Source organism: Streptomyces sp. NPDC005141 (assembly GCF_053599975.1).
In genome coordinates this window covers 1-18,463 of the sequence record NZ_JBSFYW010000011.1, presented here as the reverse complement: position 1 = coordinate 18,463, position 18,463 = coordinate 1, and the positions used below count along the sequence as shown (strand labels likewise).

General features: G+C 72.9%; 17 protein-coding genes. 12 read left to right on the top strand and 5 right to left on the bottom strand.

From position 1 onward, the window contains the following. The first annotated feature begins 110 nt into the window (after positions 1-110). Entirely contained in the window at positions 111-812 is a 702-nt protein-coding gene (locus tag ACWD68_RS11245; protein WP_451806170.1) for a TetR family transcriptional regulator, read from the top strand. 152 nt (positions 813-964) lie between these two features. Here the strand turns inward: ACWD68_RS11245 and ACWD68_RS11240 are convergent, their stop codons facing one another. The 3 genes from ACWD68_RS11240 to ACWD68_RS11230 form a co-directional block, all read right to left on the bottom strand. After that, on the bottom strand, positions 965-1,828 hold the full coding sequence (locus ACWD68_RS11240) for a tetratricopeptide repeat protein (protein ID WP_451806169.1): 864 nt from the start codon (positions 1,826-1,828) through the stop codon (positions 965-967). A 78-nt stretch (positions 1,829-1,906) separates the two neighbouring features. Then, positions 1,907-2,140, bottom strand: a complete 234-nt coding sequence (locus ACWD68_RS11235; protein WP_451806168.1) for a ferredoxin — start codon at positions 2,138-2,140, stop codon at positions 1,907-1,909. A 2-nt stretch (positions 2,141-2,142) separates the two neighbouring features. Further along, positions 2,143-3,600 (bottom strand): aldehyde dehydrogenase, encoded by a 1,458-nt coding sequence (locus tag ACWD68_RS11230; RefSeq protein WP_451806167.1) that lies wholly within the window; start codon positions 3,598-3,600, stop codon positions 2,143-2,145. 193 nt (positions 3,601-3,793) lie between these two features. Between ACWD68_RS11230 and ACWD68_RS11225 the strand changes: the two genes are divergently transcribed. Continuing rightward, a complete protein-coding gene (locus tag ACWD68_RS11225) occupies positions 3,794-4,873 on the top strand; it encodes an MBL fold metallo-hydrolase (RefSeq protein WP_451806166.1) in 1,080 nt (359 codons plus the stop codon). Between the two features lie 161 nt (positions 4,874-5,034). On the opposite strand, the gene ACWD68_RS11220 is transcribed toward ACWD68_RS11225, so the two are convergent. Continuing rightward, positions 5,035-7,113 carry an ATP-binding protein gene (locus ACWD68_RS11220; protein WP_451806165.1) on the bottom strand — a complete coding sequence of 693 codons (2,079 nt, stop codon included), beginning with the start codon at positions 7,111-7,113 and terminating at the stop codon, positions 5,035-5,037. Positions 7,114-7,273: 160 nt separating this feature from the next. On the opposite strand from ACWD68_RS11220, the gene ACWD68_RS11215 reads away from it, so the two are divergent. Then, a complete protein-coding gene (locus ACWD68_RS11215) occupies positions 7,274-8,380 on the top strand; it encodes a PP2C family protein-serine/threonine phosphatase (protein WP_451806164.1) in 1,107 nt (368 codons plus the stop codon). Between the two features lie 20 nt (positions 8,381-8,400). On the opposite strand, the gene ACWD68_RS11210 is transcribed toward ACWD68_RS11215, so the two are convergent. Beyond that, on the bottom strand, positions 8,401-9,063 hold the full coding sequence (locus ACWD68_RS11210; RefSeq protein WP_451806163.1) for a phosphotransferase: 663 nt from the start codon (positions 9,061-9,063) through the stop codon (positions 8,401-8,403). A gap of 310 nt (positions 9,064-9,373) precedes the next feature. On the opposite strand from ACWD68_RS11210, the gene ACWD68_RS11205 reads away from it, so the two are divergent. From ACWD68_RS11205 to ACWD68_RS11165, 9 genes are all read left to right on the top strand, one after another. After that, on the top strand, positions 9,374-10,615 hold the full coding sequence (locus tag ACWD68_RS11205; protein WP_451806162.1) for a prenyltransferase/squalene oxidase repeat-containing protein: 1,242 nt from the start codon (positions 9,374-9,376) through the stop codon (positions 10,613-10,615). After that, positions 10,612-11,268, top strand: a complete 657-nt coding sequence (locus tag ACWD68_RS11200) for an SCO2322 family protein (protein ID WP_451806161.1) — start codon at positions 10,612-10,614, stop codon at positions 11,266-11,268. The genes ACWD68_RS11205 and ACWD68_RS11200 overlap by 4 nt, the downstream gene beginning before the upstream one ends. 142 nt (positions 11,269-11,410) lie before the next feature. After that, positions 11,411-12,619 (top strand): energy-coupling factor transporter transmembrane component T, encoded by a 1,209-nt coding sequence (locus ACWD68_RS11195; protein ID WP_451806160.1) that lies wholly within the window; start codon positions 11,411-11,413, stop codon positions 12,617-12,619. After that, entirely contained in the window at positions 12,616-14,427 is a 1,812-nt protein-coding gene (locus ACWD68_RS11190; RefSeq protein WP_451806159.1) for an ABC transporter ATP-binding protein, read from the top strand. The genes ACWD68_RS11195 and ACWD68_RS11190 overlap by 4 nt, the downstream gene beginning before the upstream one ends. Next, positions 14,424-15,284, top strand: coding sequence for an ECF transporter S component (locus tag ACWD68_RS11185; protein WP_451806158.1), 861 nt, complete (start codon positions 14,424-14,426; stop codon positions 15,282-15,284). The genes ACWD68_RS11190 and ACWD68_RS11185 overlap by 4 nt, the downstream gene beginning before the upstream one ends. A gap of 376 nt (positions 15,285-15,660) precedes the next feature. Beyond that, positions 15,661-16,080: an aggregation-promoting factor C-terminal-like domain-containing protein gene (locus tag ACWD68_RS11180; RefSeq protein ID WP_451806157.1), complete on the top strand. Its 420-nt coding sequence runs from the start codon at positions 15,661-15,663 to the stop codon at positions 16,078-16,080. A gap of 540 nt (positions 16,081-16,620) precedes the next feature. Continuing rightward, positions 16,621-17,139, top strand: coding sequence for a toxin-antitoxin system HicB family antitoxin (locus ACWD68_RS11175; RefSeq protein WP_451806156.1), 519 nt, complete (start codon positions 16,621-16,623; stop codon positions 17,137-17,139). 82 nt (positions 17,140-17,221) lie between these two features. Then, a complete protein-coding gene (locus ACWD68_RS11170; protein WP_451806155.1) occupies positions 17,222-18,064 on the top strand; it encodes a DUF4097 family beta strand repeat-containing protein in 843 nt (280 codons plus the stop codon). Positions 18,065-18,133: 69 nt separating this feature from the next. Next, the coding region (locus tag ACWD68_RS11165; protein ID WP_451806154.1) for an ATP-binding cassette domain-containing protein at positions 18,134-18,463 on the top strand (330 nt) is incomplete at its 3' end.

The following is an 18,463-nucleotide window of genomic DNA, read 5'->3' as shown; positions in this document are numbered from 1 at the left end:
AGGTGATTCACGCCACGACGGCGCGGCGGGATCGGCTGGTCCGCACGGCAGTGACACGCGTTGCCATGCTGACTCCTCGCTCCCTCTCGCTGATGTCACGGAACGGACCCATGCCTGCGGAAGCCAAGGCGGACTCGAAGAACGCGCGACCGGCGCCGGGGGGCAGCACGCCCGCCACGCCGTCCACCTCCGCGCGCTCCACCCCGCACCCCATCGCGCACCCCGCCTCTCCCCCGCTCACCGAGCGGCAGGAGGCACGCCGCCGCCGGATCCTGCACGCCAGCGCGCAGCTGGCCAGCCGGGGCGGCTTCGACGCCGTGCAGATGCGTGAGGTCGCGGAGTCGTCGCAGGTCGCTCTCGGCACGCTGTACCGCTACTTCCCCTCGAAGGTGCATCTGCTGGTCGCCACGATGCAGGACCAGCTGGAGCACATGCACGGCACGCTGCGCAAGAAGCCGCCGGCCGGGGACACGGCCGCGGAGCGGGTGGCGGAGACCCTGATGCGGGCGTTCCGCGCCCTCCAGCGGGAGCCGCACCTGGCCGACGCCATGGTCCGCGCGCTCACCTTCGCGGATCGCAGCGTCAGCCCCGAGGTCGACCAGGTCTCGCGGCAGACCACGGTGATCATCCTGGACGCGATGGGCCTCGACGACCCGACGCCGGCCCAGCTCTCCGCCGTCCGCGTCATCGAGCACACCTGGCACTCGGCCCTGATCACCTGGCTCTCGGGCCGCGCCTCGATCGCCCAGGTCAAGATAGACATCGAGACGGTGTGCCGCCTGATCGACCTGACCGACCCGAAGAGCCGGTAGGCCCCGGACGAACGGGTGCGCCCGGACGGCCGGGCGGGCTTGGACGGCCGGGCGGGCTTGAGCGGCCGGGACAGCAGGGCGCGCCCGCACGGCCGGGAGAGCCGGAACGGCCAGGACCACCGAGACTGCCGGGGCAGCCGCGGAAGCCGGGGCTAGCCCACCTGCTCCAGTCCGCTCCAGCTGCGCCCGATCGCCGTCTCCCCGGCCCAGCGCTCCAGCAGCCGTCGCGCCTCGTGCTCCGGAGCCGCCAGCGACACCGCCTGGGCGCCCGCCCGCACATCGCGTTCCTGCTGATGGGTGCCCTCGCTGCAGCAGGCGCAGAGGACGCGCACGGCACTGGCGGGCTCGGCACCGAAGCCATGCTCGGTGAACAGGGCGAGCAGGGCCTCCAGGTCGGTCGCGTCGCCCGCGCCGACCGTCACCTCCAGGGTCGGGAGCGCGGACGCCTCGAAGAGCGTCAGCTCGTCGAAGACGGGATACGTCGTGCCGTCGTACACCCGCTCCCCCTTGGGTTCGCCGTCGTGCACGACGATCTCGCCGTACCGCCGCCCGCCCGTGACGGGCACGTTCACCACGCGCCCGCGGGTCGGGCACAACCGCTCGATCCACACGACCTCCCGCTCTCCGTCGGTGTCCAGCCGTACGCAGGCGGCGCCGAAGCGGCCCGCGATCTCACCCTCCCCGTCCGGTAGTTCGATGCCGAACCCGGTCCAGGCGTCGCGGGCCGTCGCCCAGTCGCGCAGGATCGTGGCGGCGATGCCGAGGTTCCAGTACGCGGGATCGCCCTCGCCTCGCGGAGCGCGGGCCGCCGCCTCGCGTCCGAGGTCGCGGGCCTTCTCCCAGTTCCGCAGGAACTTGTGGGCGAGCGCGGCGTCGTACCACCACACCGCGCTCGGCCGCTCGTCGGGGAAGTGCGCGAGCACCTGTTCGTGGAGATCGGCGGCCCGCTGCCACTCCTCGGCCTCCCACGCCGTACGCGCCTGCTCGATCAGCTTCCTGGCCTCGGACTTGTGCACGCTTCCCGCCCCGGTCGATCCGTCGAATCGGCTGGAGGGTATCCGGGGACGGGGAGGTCCCCGGATCCGGCCCCCTGGCTATTCCTCCGGCGGGAACACGGGCTCACCGCTGCCCAGCAAGGAGATCATGACGGCCTCGACCGGGCAGCCCTCGGCCGCTTCGAGGATCTTCTCGTTGGCGTCGGTCTCCGGTTCGACCGGGTGGGACTGCATGCCGGCGTCGAGGCGGAAGGCGTCCGGGGCGTGGTGGACGCACTGGGCGGAGCCGATGCAGACGGAGCGGTCGACCCCGACCTGCCAGCGGTCGCCCATCCTCACGCCTCCCAGCCGGCCGGCAGGTGGATCATCTTGTGCTCCAGGAACTCGCCGTATCCCTCGGGCCCGAACTCCCGGCCCAGGCCCGAGTTCTTGTAGCCGCCGAACGGGCCGAGCATGTCGAGGCTGAAGGTGTTGACCGAGTAGGTGCCGGTGCGGACCTGGCGGGCGATGTCGATGCCGTGGGCGACGTCCGCCGTCCAGACGCTGCCGCTCAGCCCGTAGTCGGAGTCGTTGGCGATCTTCACGGCCTCGGTCTCGTCGCCGTAGGGGAGCAGACAGATCACCGGGCCGAAGATCTCCTCCCGGGCGATGCGCATCGAGTTGTCGACGTCACCGAAGAGCGTCGGTTCGACGTACCAGCCGCGGTCGAGTCCGGGCGGACGTCCGCCGCCGGCCAGGATCTTGGCGCCCTCCTCCTGCCCGATGCGGATGTAGTCGAGGTTGCGCCGCCGCTGCCGCTCGGCGACCAGCGGGCCGACCTGGGTGGCCGGGTCGAGCGGATCACCGACGACGAGCGCGTTCGCCGCCGCGGCGAAGGCGTCCGCGAACTCGTCGTAGCGCGAGCGCGGTACGAGGATGCGGGTCTGGGCGACGCACGCCTGGCCGTTGTTCATCCAGGCCGCCGAGACGATCCCGGGGACCGAGGTGCCGATGTCCGCGTCCGGCAGCACCACGGCCGCCGACTTGCCGCCCAACTCCAGGGTCACGCGGGTGAGATGCCGGGCGGCGACCTCCATCACCCGCTTGCCCGCCGCGACCGATCCGGTGAAGGAGACCTTGTCGATGCCGGGGTGTCCGACCAGGTACTCGCTGACCTCGCGGTCCGCCGGGAGGATGGACAGCACCCCCTCGGGCAGCCCGGCCTCCTTCGCGATCTCCCCGAGCAGATAGGCGTCCAGGGGTGATTCGGGCGACGGCTTCAGGACGACGGTGCAGCCGGTCAGCAGCGCGGGCGCGAGCTTGGCCGCCGCCACGAACTGCGGGACGTTCCACGGCACCACGGCCGCCACCACGCCCACCGGTTCACGGCGCACCAGAATCCTGCCGAGGACTCCGTCGCGCGTCTCCTCGTACGTGTAGCCGCGTGCCACCGTGATCGCCGCGTCCCACACCATCATGGCGCCGAGGGCCTGCGCGAGGACGCTCCAGGAGTAGGGGGAGCCGTTCTCGGAGGAGATGACGCGGGCGATCTCCTCGTGGCGTACGGCGATCGCGTCCTTGATCCGCGTCACGACCGCGATCCGCTCGTCGAGGCTCATTCGCGGCCAGGGGCCCTGGTCGAACGCCTCGCGCGCGGCGGCGACGGCCCGGTCGACGTCGGCCGCCGAGGCGTGCGGCACCCGGCCGATGACCTCCTCGGTGTGCGGCGAGATCACCTCGATGACGTCCTTGCCGAGGGGATCGGTCAACTCCCCGCCGATGAACAGCTGTCCGTGTTCCACGAGCTCGGTCATGGCCGACTGCCTCCAAGGACGCTCTCTGCCACCACTTCTGACGCTTCATCAGATACGAGAACTGATACCAGTTCCCGCCGGATGAGTCCACGGCACGGACGCTGCCGTCCCCGCGGACAGAACAGTCGACTTGGGCTCCCATTGGAACTCGTTCTAGTTATAGTGTCGACAACTCGGCGATGGGTGGAAGCGCATGACGCACGTGACCGATCACGGCGGGGGCGTACGGTCGATCAGGGTCCCCATCCCGGACAACCCGCTCGGCCACACGCTGGTGTACCTGGTCGACACCGACGCGGGACCCGTGCTCATCGACACGGGCTGGGACGACCCCGCTTCCTGGGACACCCTCGTCGAGGGACTCACCGACTGCGGAACCTCCGTCACGGAGATCCACGGCGTGGTCATCACCCACCACCACCCCGATCACCACGGCCTGTCGGGACAGGTCCGCGAGGCCTCCGGCGCCTGGATCGCGATGCACGCCGCCGACGCGGCACTGGTCCGGCGCACCCGGGAGAACCGGCCCGAGCGCTGGTTCGCCTACATGGCGGCCAAGTTGGAGGCCTCCGGTGCCCCGGAGGAGCACATCACCCCGCTGCGCGAGGCAAGCACGTCCGTACGCCGCCCCAGCACCCTGCCCGGCTTCTCCCCCGCGCTCCCCGACCGTGAGATCGTCCCCGGCGAGTTCCTCGCGCTGCCCGGCCGCCGGCTGCGCGCCGTCTGGACCCCCGGCCACACACCCGGGCACGTCTGCCTCCACCTGGAAGAGGACCACCCGGCCCGGCTGCCGGGCAACGGAAGGCTGTTCTCCGGCGACCACCTGCTGCCCAGGATCACCCCGCACATCGGCCTCTACGAAGACCCGGACACCCACGGGCGTCCCCCCTACGCGAACGGGATCGAGAGCCTCGGCGAGATCGCCGATCCGCTCGGCGACTACCTCGACTCCCTGGAGCGCGTCGGCCGCCTCGACCCGGCCGAGGTGCTCCCGGCCCACCAGCACGTGTTCACCGACGCCCCGTCCCGGGTCGCGGAGTTGCTAGCGCACCACGAGGAGCGGCTCACCGGCCTGCTCACCCTCCTGTCCGTCCCGCTCACGCCCTGGCAGCTCGCCGAGCGCATGGAGTGGAACCGCCCCTGGGCCGACATCCCCTACGGATCACGGAACATCGCGGTCTCGGAGGCCGAGGCTCATGTACGGAGGCTGGTGAAGCTGGGACGGGCGGAGGCGGTGACGGGCAGCGACCCGGTGACGTTCGTGGCGGTGTGACGCCTCTCGCCCGCCGGTCCGGGCCGCCTCTCCGGCGGCGGGCCGCGGCAGCCGGGCGCGGGACTCGGCGGGTACGGCCGCTCGGGGCCGCGCACCTTCGCGGGTACGGCCGCTCGGCGCCGCGGACCTCACCTTCTGCGGCCCGCCCAGCGCCTCGGAACTCAGTGGCTGCGGCTGTGGGCCGCGTAGTCCAGCCCCTCCTCGTACGGCATCGTGCGCCCCTCCTCGTACGCCTTCTCGTACGCCGAGTCGCCGATCTCGCCGCGGACGCGGAGTTCGTGCGAGCGGCGGGTGGCGATCAGATCGGGTGAGTCCATCTGGGCGCGCCCGGTGAGTTCCCACACGCGCTCGCCGATGCCGAGAAGGCGGGCCGCGCGGTGTCCGTCGCCCGCCGCGACGATCCCCGCGGCGAGCACGTCGAGGACCATCGCGGCACCCACGGTGTTGTGCAGCAGCCCGTGCCCGGCCAGCGCGGTCCGGGCGTTGCCGAGAGCCGCGCCGATGTCCCCGCGGGCCAGATCGATCTGGGCCACGAGCCCGTCGGCGAAGGCTCCCGCCCACGACTCCCCGCATGCCAGGCTCGCCGCCCGCACCTCCTCGGCCACCGCACGCGCCCGTTCCTGCTCCCCGCGCATCAGATACGCGTACGACAGCGCCACCCGGACCTGGAGCTGTGCCGCTCCGAGCCAGTCCCCCCGGACGGGCAGCCGAGGCGCGCCGGCCAGGACGTGGACCGCCTCGGACAGGCGCCCGCTCAGGGCGAGTTGTCCGCCCCGGAGGTACAGCGCGGCCACCACCGCCGCCGGGTCGCCCTGTTCTCCCGCCGCGTCGGCGCAGCGCACCGCCCAGTTGGCCGCGGCCTCCAGATCGCCCTGGAGCAGCGCGACCGCGCCCCGGGTCCACACCGCGCGGGTGCGGTCGGGGCCGGAGGCCGGGTCGGCCGCCATCGCCTGGTCGAGACAGTGCTGGGCGTCGCGCAGATAGCCGCAGTGCCGCCACAGGAAGCCGATGTCGGACGCCATCGCCAGGGCGACCCGTCTGTCGGACCCGGCGAGCGCGCAGTCCATGGCCGCCCGGAGATTGGCGTGCTCGGTCAGGGTGCGCTCGCACCAGGCCGCCTGCCGTGCGGTGTTCCACTCGGCACAGCCCTGGCGGGCCAGCCCCCGGTAGTGGTCGCGGTGGCGCAGTCGTACGGTGTGCTCCTCGCCCAGTGCGCGCAGCCAGTCGGCGCCGAACTCCCGTACGGTGTCGAGGAGCCGGTAGCGGGCGGGGCCGGCGTGGTGGCGGCCCACGATGGACTGCTCGACGAGCCGGGCGAGCAGGCCGGGAATCAGGTCGGCGGGCAGCGGCCCGCCCGCGCAGACGCCCTCGGCGGCGCTCCCGCAGAAGCCGCCAGCGAAGACCGAGAGCCGGGCCCACAGCAGCCGTTCCAGGGGTGCGCACAGCTCGTGGCTCCAGCCGATGGCCGTCCGCAGGGTCCGGTGGCGGGGCGGCCCCTCGCCCTCGCGCGCGACGAGCAGGTCGAGACGGGACGGCAGCCGCTCGCCGAGCAGGCCGCTCAGCTGGTCCAGGGTGAGTTCGCCGAGCCGGACGGCGGCGAGCTCGATGGCGAGCGGGATGCCGTCGAGACGACGGCAGACGGCCTCCACGACGGGACGGTCGGTGTCGTCGAGGGTGCATCCGGTCTCGGCCGCGCGGTCGGCGAACAGGGCCACCGCGTCGTCGGCGACCGGCAGCGGTTCCAGGCGCAGGACGCGTTCGCCCGGCAGGCCGAGCGGCTCACGGCTGGTGACGAGGACCCGCAGGCCCGGCAGGACGGGCAGCAGTTCCTCGACGAAGCCCACGCAGTCCGCGAGGACGTGCTCGCAGGAGTCGAGGACCAGCAACAGCCTTTTGCCCTCGGCCCATTCGGCGATGACCTCGGTGACCGGCCGGGTCGAGCGGTCGGTGAGCCGCAGCGCCTCCACGACGGCGAGGCCCACCAGGCCGGCGGTGTGCAGCGGGGAGAGCTCCACCAGCCGGACGCCGTCCGGGTACGCGCCTTCGACCCGACCGACGGCCCGCAGGGCGAGCCGGGTCTTGCCCACTCCGCCGACGCCGACCAGGCTCAGCAGCCGGCCGGTCCCGGCGCCGGGGTCCAGTTCTCGCTCCAGTCGGCCGAGTTCCTCCAGCCGTCCGATGAAACTCCGCGTCTGTGAGGGCGGATTGCCGGGCCGTCCACCGGTCGTCTTGTCGGACACGCGGACCAGTGTGGCCGGACCGCACGCGCGCGACGCGCCGCTCCACCGACTCGGACAGAAAGACCGCAGCGCAACGCCAGTTCCGGGCACCATGCGACGAGATGCGATCAAGTCTCCGTCGGCGAGGGCGGCGGGTGCGATTTTCGGCGATGGTCGGGTGATGCGCGAGAGGGAGCAGGACGATCGGAGGTCCGCCGCCGGCGGAGGCTGTGGGCACGTCGGAGCCGGGTTCTCCTGGCTGACGCTGATGCCGCCTGCCGTCTGCCTGCTGGTCGCCCTGCCGCATCTGGTGGACGCCCGGGTGCCGTCGCTGGTCACGCTGCTGCTGATCGGGCCGCTGCTGGCGTGCGTGCGGTTCGGGGTGCGGTGCACCCTGCTGGTCTGCGCCTGGGCGGTGGCGCTGGGGCTCGCGACGGATCTCGGCGACACCACCGTGGCCGGCTTCGACTTCGGTGTCCGTACCGGAGGGCTGCTGTTCGGCTGTGCGGTCACCGTGTACGCCGCCGGCCGGGGCGAGCGCCTGAGCGCCGCGCTCGCGCGGTCCCGCGAGGTCGCCCGGGTCACCCAGGAGACGGTCCTGCGACCCATCTCCCGCACCCTGGACGGCACTCAGGTGTGCACCCGCTACCACTGCTCCGCCGGCGAGTCGGCGGTCGGGGGCGATCTGTACGACGTCGCGGTGACCCCGTACGGACTGCGGGTCCTGGTGGGCGACGTACGCGGACACGGCCTCGACGCCCTCCGGCTGACCGTCGAGACGATCACCGGTTTCCGCGAACTCGCCTATACGGCACCGGACTTGCCGTCCCTCGCCCATGGTCTCGACACCCGCCTCACACCGGAGCTGGGATCGGAGGACTTCGTCACCGCCCTGCTCGCCGAGTTCGCGCCCGGCGAGGTGCGATTGGTCAACTGCGGTCACCCCGCGCCACTTCGCTCCGGCCGGAGCATCGAGTTCCTCGAACCCGAGTTCCCCTCACCGCCGTTGGGGCTGCGCCCCGATCCCCGCCAGTACCGCGTACGACTCCAGCCGGGCGACCGTCTGCTGCTCTACACGGACGGCCTGACCGAGGGCCGCGACCCGGAGGGCATCCCGTTCCCGCTGCTCGGCGAGGCCGCCCTCGCGCTGCGCGAACCCCTCCCCGAGGACGCCCTGGGCATCCTGCACGACCGCCTGCTCCGGCACACCGGCGCGCCCCTCGCCGACGATCTCGCCCTGGTGCTGTGCCAGCCGGTGGAGGCGACGGTCCCCGCACGCGTGCGGTGACCCGCGGCGCCGGCCACCGCTCAGCGCAGCAGCGCGCGGATCAACCCGTCCGCTTCGCCCAGGAGTTGGACCTCGTGCGCGCTCATGGTGGGATTGGCCGCCCGGCGCCGCCCCGCCTCCACGAGCCCCTCCTCGGTCACCTGGTCCTCGTTCCCGTCGAGCAACGCGTCCAGCGTCTCGGCGGCCACGTCCCCGACCGGCTCGCCGCCGACGGCGACCTGGGCGAGGATCACGGCGGACATGGCCCAGTCGAGACCGGGCGGCCCCTCCTCGGTGTTGGCCCAGTCGATGACCTTCGGGCCGTCCGGGGTGAGCATCACGTTGTCGGGGTGCAGATCCAGGTGCAGGACGCGGACGGCGGGATCGGCGGAGAGCCGGGCGGGCACGGCGTGCAGCTTGCGCAGCAGCCGCGCCAGGGTGAGGCCCGCCTCCTGGGCGGAGAGCAGGCCCTGGCCGAAGGCCTCCAGCATGGTCGGCCCGGACAGCCGCTCCATCACCAGATCGCCGCGGGTCGCCGCCCGCACGCCCGGCACCGGGTAGCCGTGCGAGCGCACGTGCTGCATCACCGCCGCCTCGGCCGTCGCGTCTCCCCAGCCCTCGCGGTCCCTCCGCAGCACCCACGCCTCGTCGATCTCGTAGACGTCCGCCGAACGCCCCGAGCCGAGCAGTCTCCCCGTTCGCATGGCCCGAACCTAGCGGATGTCGCCTGGATCACCCCGGGCCCGTGCCACAGGCGACACTCAGCGGATTCCGCGCGGCCGGTAGAGTGAGCGCGTCGTCATCACACCCGTACGAGGAGAAGCCGGTGCAAATCCGGCGCTGACCCGCAACCGTGAGCCACTTCGGTGGTGAGCCGGATCGCCTCGGACGGGACGTGACCGGCTCGTGCCCTCGGCAGCCCGCCGACGGCCGGCACCGTCGAGGGATACGGAGCCGGAGCCGCCCGGATGCCTCAGTGTGCCCGGTGCTGCCCGGCTCCCCGCAGGGAGAGTCATGTTTGTTCGCCGCACCGCAGCGGTACTGGCCGCCACCGCCGTCATCGGGGCGGTCGTCGCGCCGGCCGCGTCCGCCGCCGACTCGTCCCCCTCGGCGTCGCCCTCGACGGCGATCCCCTCGGGTCTGTACGGCTCCACCGACCCGACGTACGACGGCGTCTGGCGGCAGTCGCTCGCGCTTCTCGCCCAGCACACCGTCGGCGTGCGGCCCGCCGGGAAGGCCGTCGACTGGCTGACCGGACAGCAGTGCGCGAACGGTGCCTTCGCCGCGTACCGCGCCGACGCCGCGGCCGCGTGCGACGCCAAGACACAGGTCGACACCAACAGCACCGCGGCCGCCGTCCAGTCCCTCGCCGCACTCGGCGGGCACGACGACGCCACGGGCAAGGCCCTGACCTGGCTGAAGTCCGCACAGAACAAGGACGGCGGCTGGGGCTACATGGCCGGCGGTCCCAGCGACGCCAACTCGACGTCCGTCGTGATCGGCGCGCTGAAGGCGGTCGGCAAGAAGCCCCAGGACGTCTCCAAGGACGGCAAGTCCCCGTACGACGCCCTGGTGAAGCTGTCGAAGGCCTGCGGGGGAGAGGGCGGCGGCGCCTTCGCCTACCAGCCCGACAAGAAGGGCAAGCTGGTGGCGAACGCGGACGCGACCGCGGCGGGCGTGCTCGCCGGCATGGGCCAGGGCTTCGTGGCGGAGGCCGGTAACCCGTTCGACCTCACGGGTTGCGTCGTCGCCGACACCCCCAACCGGTCGGACGCGGCGGCGAACGGCGCCGAGTATCTGGCCAAGGAACTGGCGAAGACCCCGTACCTGAAGTCCGCGCTCGCCGGGGCCGAGGACCAGCCCGACTACGGCAACACGGCGGACGCGGTCGTGGCCCTGTCGGCCATCGGTGCGACGAAGCCCGCGCAGAAGCCGCTCGCCTGGCTGGAGAAGAACTCCGCCGACTGGGCGGCCAAGTCGGGCCCCGCCGCGTACGCGCAGCTGATCTTCGCCGCGCACACCACCGGCACCGACCCGCGTGACTTCGGCGGCCAGGACCTCGTCGCGAAGCTGAACGCGACGGGCCCGACGCCGGGTGCGGCCGGCTCCTCGGCCACCCCGAGCGAGAAGAAGAACGACGAGAAGAAGGACGACGGCAACGGGCTCGGCGTCTGGTGGATCATCGGCATCGGCCTGGTCGCCGGCATCGGCATCGGCTTCCTGATCAGCGGCCGCAACAAGAAGCAGCAGCTGTGACCAGCCGTCGGACGACCGCGCCGGCCCTGGCGCTCGCGCTGGCCCTCCTGCTCCTCGTCCTCGGTGGCGCGGGGCAGGCCCGGGCCGTCGGCTACCGCTACTGGTCCTTCTGGGACCTGACCGGCGGGAAGTGGACGTACGCCACCCAGGGCCCGTCCACCGCGCGGCCGTCCGACGGCGATGTCCAGGGCTTCCGCTTCGCGGTGAGCGAGGACTCCCAGCACGCCGTACAGCCGCGCGGGGAGCGGGACTTCGCCACGATATGCGCCAGGACGCCCGTCCAGCAGGGCAAGAAGCGCGTGGCCCTGGTCATCGACTCCGGCACGGCCGCCGACGCGCCGTCCGGTGAGGGTCCGCCGTCCCCGCGCACCGCCTGCGCCCGCGTCGCCCCCGACGCGAGCACCGCGGAGGCGCTGGCCTCGGTCGCCAAACCGCTGCGCTACGACACCAACGCGCTTCTGTGCGCGATAGCGGGCTATCCGCGAACGGGCTGCGGCGACCAGGTCGCGGCCACCGGGCCGACCGCGTCAGCCCGTCCGCACGCTTCCGAGCCGGCCCACCACGGCCCCTCGGTGGGCCTGCTGGCGGGCGCCGCCGCGGTGGCGGTGCTGGGCGCGGGGGCCGTCTGGCAGGCCCGTCGGCACAAGGGCTGAGGCGCGGATCATGACCAAGGGCGACCGTGAACGCCCCGCCGCGGCCGTGGGCCGTCGCTCCGCGGAGCGACGGGCATTCCCCCTGTCCGAAACGGGCGTTTCCGAGCAAGGCCTGTCCGAGCAAGGTGTGTCCAAGCAAGGTGTGTCCGAGCAGGGCCCGTCCGAGCAGGGCCGGGAACCCGGGACGGCGCGGCCCCGGCGGACGGCGCCGGGCACCGGCCCGAACGGGCGTCCGCGCCCCCCTTCCCGAACCCCGGGGACGCACCGCGCGGACGCCCTGCACCCCGGCGCCTGGTGGATCTGGGCCCTGGGTCTCGGCACGGCGGCCTCCCGCACCACGAACCCCCTCCTGCTCGCCCTCCTCATAGGAGTGGCGGGCTTCGTGGTGGCCACCCATCGCACCGACGCCCCCTGGGCGCGCTCCTACACCGCCTTCGTCAAACTGGCCGCCGCCGTCCTCGCCATCCGCCTGGCCTTCGCCGTCTTCCTCGGCTCCCCCATCCCCGGCACCCATGTGATCGTCACGCTCCCCGAGATCCCCCTCCCGCACTGGGCTCAGGGGGTCCGCATCGGCGGCCGCGTCACCGCCGAGGGCCTGCTCTTCGCGCTGTACGACGGCCTGAAGCTGGCCACGCTCCTCGTCTGCGTCGGTGCGGCGAACGCCCTCGCGAACCCGGCGCGGCTGCTCAAGTCGCTGCCGGGAGCGCTGTACGAGACGGGCGTCGCGGTGGTCGTCGCGCTCACCTTCGCCCCGCATCTGATCGCCGACGTCCAGCGGCTGCGCGCCGCCCGCCGGCTCCGCGGCCGCCCCGACCGGGGCCTGCGCGGCCTGCTGCACGTCGGACTCCCGGTCCTGGAGGGCGCGTTGGAACGTTCGGTCGCGCTGGCGGCGGCGATGGACGCACGTGGGTACGGACGCACGGCACAGGTCCCGCCCGCCGTCCGCCGGACCACCGGAGCCCTCACCCTGGGCGGCCTGATCGGCGTCTGCGCGGGCACATACGGGCTGTTGACCGCCGAGGGCGACACCTACGGCCTGCCGGTCCTGCTGGCCGGTCTCGCCGCGGCGCTCGGCGGCCTGTGGCTGGGCGGCCGCCGCTCACTGCGGTCGCGCTACCGGCCGGACACCTGGGGCGTACGGGCCTGGCTGGTCGCCGGGTCGGGCATCGCGGTGGCGGCCCTGATGATCGCCGCCGCGTCCTACGACCCCGCCGCGCTGCGCCCCGGAGTCGTCCCCCTGGTGGCTCCCGCCCTTCCCCTCTGGCCGGCGGCGGCGGTCCTGCTCGGCCTGCTCCCCGCCTTCGTGGCCCCGACCCCCCAACGAACCCCGGCCCCCGAGGAACCATCGTGATCCGCTTCGAGGATGTCTCCGTGACGTACGCCGGGGCCGCCGAACCCACCATCCGGGGCGTGGACTTCGAGGTCCCGGAGGGCGAACTGGTCCTGCTCGTCGGCCCGTCCGGGGTCGGCAAGTCGACGGTGCTCGGCGCGGTGAGCGGACTCGTCCCGCACTTCACGGGCGGAACGCTGCGCGGCCGGGTCACCGTCGCCGGACGGGACACCCGCACGCACAAGCCGCGCGAACTCGCGGATGTGGTCGGCACGGTCGGCCAGGACCCGCTCTCCCACTTCGTGACGGACACCGTGGAGGACGAACTCGCCTACGGCATGGAGTCGTTGGGCCTGGCGCCGGCCGTGATGCGGCGCCGTGTCGAAGAGACCCTGGACCTCCTCTCCCTGGCCGACCTGCGCGACCGCCCGATCGCCACCCTCTCCGGTGGCCAGCAGCAGCGGGTCGCGATCGGCTCGGTGCTCACCCCGCACCCCCGGGTCCTGGTCCTCGACGAACCCACCTCGGCCCTGGACCCCGCCGCCGCCGAGGAAGTCCTCGGCGTCCTGCAGCGCCTGGTCCACGACCTCGGCACCACGGTCCTCATGGCCGAGCACCGCCTGGAACGCGTCGTCCAGTACGCCGACCGCCTCGCCCTCCTCCCCGCGCCGGGAGCGCCCCTGACGCTCGGCACCCCGTCCGAGATCATGGCCGTCTCCCCGGTCTGCCCGCCGGTGGTGGAACTGGGCCGCCTGGCCGGCTGGTCCCCGCTCCCCCTGACCGTGCGCGACGCGCGACGCCGGGCGGGAACACTGCGCGAGCGACTCTCCACGGCACCCACGGAACCCACCACAGGCACCGCAGTCACAGGCACCGCAGGCACCGGACTCGCCGACGGCACCGCAGGCACCGCACCGACCGGAGGCGCCGAGAACGCCGACGTCACCGGCGGCACGCGGCCCGCCGCGGCCCTCCCCCTCCGTTCGGCACCGGCGCGCCCCGCCCCTCCGGTCACCTCCCCCTTCTCCCTCTCCCGTCTCCTGCGCAGGCGCGGCCCCGACACCGCACCGCTTCCGGCGGACGTGGCCGTGGTCGAGTCGCTGGCCGTCCGGCGCGGGCGCGTCGAGGCGCTCCGCCGGGTCGACCTCACCGCGGGGCCCGGCGAGACCATCGCGCTGATGGGCCGCAACGGCGCCGGGAAGTCGACGCTGCTCGGGGCACTGGTCGGACTGGTCGAGCCGACCGCCGGATCGGTACGGGTCTGTGGGGCGGTGCCGCATCGCACGGCGCCGCGCGACCTCGTACGCCGTGTGGGACTCGTACCGCAGGAACCCCGGGATCTGCTGTACGCGGACACGGTGGCCGCCGAGTGCGCGGCGGCCGACGAGGACGCCGGGGCCGAGGCCGGATCCTGCCGGGCTCTGGTGTCCGGACTGCTGCCGGACATCGCGGACGACACGCACCCCCGTGATCTGTCGGAGGGGCAGCGGCTGGCGCTGGCGCTCGCCATCGTCCTGACGGCCCGCCCCCCGCTGCTCCTCCTCGACGAGCCGACCCGCGGCCTCGACTACGCGGCGAAGGCCCGGCTGGTCACCGTGCTGCGCGGACTGGCCGCCGAGGGGCACGCCATCGTGCTGGCCACCCATGACGTGGAACTCGCCGCCGACCTCGCCCACCGTGTGGTGATCCTCGCGGACGGTGAGATCGTCGCCGACGGCCCCACCGCCGAGGTGGTCGTCGCGTCCCCGTCCTTCGCCCCGCAGGTCGCCAAGATCCTGGCCCCCGAGCCGTGGCTCACCGTCGCCCAGGTCAGGAAGGCCCTCGCGTGAGCGCCCCCGAAACCTCCGTCCACCACCCCCGGCCCCGCTCCCGGCCTCATCCCCAGGCCAGGGCCATCCGCCTCGGCCCGCGTTCCGTCGCCGCCCTGGTCCTGGTCAGCGCCACCGGGGTCGCCGGATTCGCCTGGCCGCTCTTCGCGGGGCCCGGCTCGCAGGTCAGCGCGCACGCCCAGGACGCTCCGTGGCTGTTCGCGGGGCTGCTCGTCCTGCTGGTCGCGGTGGTCGCGGCGACGATCTCCGAGTCCGGGCTCGGCCCGAAGGCGGTCGCCATGCTCGGCGTGCTGGCCGCGACCGGTGCCGCGCTGCGCCCGATCGGGGCCGGGACCGCGGGTATCGAGCCGATGTTCTTCCTGATGGTGCTGAGCGGGCGGGTGCTCGGACCGGGCTTCGGGTTCGTGCTCGGGTCCGTGACGATGTTCGCGTCGGCACTGCTGACCGGCGGGGTGGGGCCCTGGATGCCCTTCCAGATGCTGGCCATGGGCTGGTTCACGATGGGCGCCGGGCTGCTGCCGGGCGCGGACCGGCTGCGCGGCCGCGGAGAGCTGCTGATGCTCGCCGGATACGGCTTCCTCGCCGCCTTCGCCTACGGCACCGTCATGAATCTGGCCGGCTGGCCCTTCATGGACGCGCTGGCCTCGAACGTCGCTTTCGACCCGCACTCCACCGTTCCCGCCAACCTCGCCCGCTTCCTCGCGTACTGCCTGGCCACGTCCCTCGGCTGGGACCTGGGCCGGGCGGTCGTCACCGTCGTCCTGACCCTGACGGTCGGCGGGACCCTCCTCAAGGCGCTGCGCCGGGCCACGCGCCGGGCGGCTTTCGAGAGCCCGGTCACGTTCGACCCCCGGTGACCCGGGACCCACGTCACATCGTCCGGCGGCACTCCGTGGCGTGCCCCGCACCGTCCGTCAGGTGCGGGGTGAACCGAGCCACAGGACCCAGGTCACATACGAAGCGGCTTCGTAGACCTCATGCCGTGGCATGAACGCGTCGCCATACCCTCTGACCTGGGGTTTGAGAGCCACGTCACACGGGGGACTTTCGTCGCGGATGCGACCACGACTAGTAAAAGGGGTCATTGCGGACGCGGTTCAAGCCTGTTTCTCTGGAGCAGTCGCCAGGCGCCACGAGCCCACTCGGGATCGCGGCGCCGACGTACGCCCCCTCCACACACCACGTGGTCACGGCTTGCGAGCGACTCCATGTCCCCGAAGAAAAAGGTTCTCCGTGTCCGTCTCCGTCATCCGCCGCATCGTCGCTTCCCCGAAGAAGGCTCTCGCCGGTGCAGCCGTGGCCGCTGCCACCACCGGTATGGTTCTGGCCGCGGCGCCCGCCCAGGCCGCCACGCCCACCGCCGCCTCCTCCGCGAAGTCGATCGCGCACAAGATGATTCCGGACGCCGCGCAGTTCAACGCCTTCAGCAAGATCGTCGAGCACGAGAGCGGCTGGAACATCAGCGCCACGAACTCCTCGTCCGGCGCGTACGGCCTGGTCCAGGCCCTGCCCGGTTCGAAGATGGCAACCGCCGGCTCCGACTGGAAGACCAACCCCAAGACCCAGATCAAGTGGGGTCTCGACTACATGAACTCCCGCTACGGCAGCCCCGCCGGCGCCTGGAACTTCTGGCAGGCCAACGGCTGGTACTGATCAGCCCACAGGCCTCACAGCCACACACAAGGCGGCGACCCCATTCCCCGGGGCCGCCGCCTTCGGCGTACCCGGACTTCCCCCACGCCCGGGGCTCCCCCCACACCTGAGGCTCCCCAGGCACCTGGCGCTCCACCCCGGACCCCGCCCCGCAGGCACCGGAGAGGCTGAGCCCTCCCCCGCGGCAGGCGAGTGCGCGGTGGCGGACCGCGAGGCGGAGACAGGCCGCCCGCGCGTGGCACCCCGCGGCATCAAGCGGCATCACTTGGCGCCGAGTGGCACCACGTGGCACCACCCGGCACCGAGTGGCACCACTCGACATCACCCCGGCACCACCTGGCACCCTCCGGTGCCACCGGGTGCCACATAGCGCCACATGGCACCCTTCCGCGCACCCCAAAGCACGTGAACGCCCATGGCACCCCAACGACTTGAGCCACCCCTCCATGTTTCCGCAGGCAGTGCGGTTCCTCCCTAGTTCACGCAGCGCGGCACCATTCAGGCTTGCGCATGGCACCACAGTGGTGCCATTATGGCGCTATGGACCTCACCCCGTATGTCGACAACCTCCGCCGCGAACTCGCGGTGGCTGCCGAGGCCGGCGGCGACGAAGCCCGCGAGCTGGCCGAGAGGCTCACCGCTCCCCTGGAGTCGGCGACCCGGCTGACCATGCTCAACGTGCTCTCCGCCGCGATGGACGAGATCACCCGTGAACTCGCCCCCGGCTCGGTCGACGTACGGCTGCGGGGGCTCGACCCCGACTTCGTGGTGACGCTGCCGCCCACCGACGGCGGCGCCCCCGCGGAGCCGGCCCCGCCCGTCGAATCGTTCAAGACCCCGGTCCCGGCCGAGGGCGACGAGGGCGGCACCGCCCGCGTCAACCTGCGTCTGCCGGCCCACCTCAAGGCCCGCGCCGAGGAGGCCGCGACCCGGGAGGGCCTGTCGGTCAACGCGTGGCTGGTGCGTGCCGTGTCGTCCGCGGTCGACGGCGACACCCGGCCGCGCACGACGGAGAAGGCCCGCACCATCGGACAGAGCTTCACGGGCTGGGTGCGCTAGCCGCGCCTCCGCCCGCTCCACTTCATCCGCACCACGTCCCACCAGCGGGGACGCCCCAGAGACTCAAGAGGACGGGACAGCCATGCCTTCTTTCGAAACTCCTGAAGCGATCTCGGCCACGACGCACGTGGAGGCCGGTTCCATCCAGTTCACCGCGGTCGACCGTCTCGACACGGTCGTCGAGGTGCGGCCCCGCGACCCGAAGAAGGACCTGGACGTGCGGACGGCCGAGCAGACCGAGGTCACGTACACGAGCGGCGCGCTGACCGTCAGGACACCCAAGTCCAATCTGTTCGGCCGCACCGGCACCGTCGACGTGACGGTCGAGCTGCCCACCGGCTCGCGCGTCGACATGACCGGCTCCTGGGCCCAGGTGCTCGGCGAGGGCCGGCTCGGCGAGGTCCGGGTGAAGACGTCGTCCGGTGACGTCCGCCTCGACACGACCGGACCGCTGCAGCTGAAGGCGTCGCACGGATCGATCACCGTGGACCGGGTCGAGGGCATGGCCGAGATCACCACCAGCTCCGGCAGCCTGCGCATCGGACTCGTCGACGGTCCGGCCGTCCTGAAGAACTCGCACGGCACCACGACCGTCGGCGCCGCGACCGGCGAACTGCGGGTGAGCGGCGCCAACGGCGACATCGAGATCCGGCGCGCCGAGGACTCGGTCACCGCCACCACCGCCCACGGAACCCTGCGGGTGGGCGAAGTGGCCCGTGGCACCGTCCAGTTGGAGACCTCCTACGGCGCCATCGAGATCGGTGTCCGCGAGGGCACGGCCGCCTGGCTCGACGTCAGCTCGGGCTCCGGCCAGGTACGCAACACGCTCACCGTGTCCGAGACACCGGAGCAGAGCGAGGACACCGTCCAGGTCCGCGCCCGCACCCGGCACGGCAACATCGACATCCGCCGCGCCAAGGCCTGAGCGGCACCAGCGGCACCTCCTCGTCCGGCCCCACCCCTCACCCACTTCAGCCTTCGACCGGAGGGCCCCATGCCTTCATCTGTCATGCCCACGTCCAGCCGGAACAACGGTCCCCAGACGCCGCCGGCCGTCTCCGCGGTCGGTCTGCGCAAGTCCTACGGCGACAAGACCGTGCTCGACGGCATCGATCTGCGGATCCCCGCCGGGTCCGTGTTCGCGCTGCTCGGTCCGAACGGCGCCGGCAAGACCACCGTCGTGAAGATCCTCTCCACGCTCATCTCCGCCGACGAAGGACAGGCCCAGGTCGCGGGCCACGACCTCGCCACCTCACCGGACGGGGTCCGCGCCGCGATCGGTGTCACCGGCCAGTTCTCCGCCGTCGACGGCCTGATCACCGGC

Bases quoted from the DNA above. Each gene is read 5' to 3' on its own strand.
- ACWD68_RS11245 (WP_451806170.1), top strand. From the start codon at position 111: ATGCCTGCGGAAGCCAAGGCGGACTCGAAGAACGCGCGACCGGCGCCG.
- ACWD68_RS11235 (WP_451806168.1), bottom strand. From the start codon at position 2,140: ATGGGCGACCGCTGGCAGGTCGGGGTCGACCGCTCCGTCTGCATCGGC.
- ACWD68_RS11230 (WP_451806167.1), bottom strand. From the start codon at position 3,600: ATGACCGAGCTCGTGGAACACGGACAGCTGTTCATCGGCGGGGAGTTG.
- ACWD68_RS11225 (WP_451806166.1), top strand. From the start codon at position 3,794: ATGACGCACGTGACCGATCACGGCGGGGGCGTACGGTCGATCAGGGTC.
- ACWD68_RS11215 (WP_451806164.1), top strand. From the start codon at position 7,274: ATGCGCGAGAGGGAGCAGGACGATCGGAGGTCCGCCGCCGGCGGAGGC.
- ACWD68_RS11210 (WP_451806163.1), bottom strand. From the start codon at position 9,063: ATGCGAACGGGGAGACTGCTCGGCTCGGGGCGTTCGGCGGACGTCTAC.
- ACWD68_RS11205 (WP_451806162.1), top strand. From the start codon at position 9,374: ATGTTTGTTCGCCGCACCGCAGCGGTACTGGCCGCCACCGCCGTCATC.
- ACWD68_RS11175 (WP_451806156.1), top strand. From the start codon at position 16,621: ATGGACCTCACCCCGTATGTCGACAACCTCCGCCGCGAACTCGCGGTG.
- ACWD68_RS11170 (WP_451806155.1), top strand. From the start codon at position 17,222: ATGCCTTCTTTCGAAACTCCTGAAGCGATCTCGGCCACGACGCACGTG.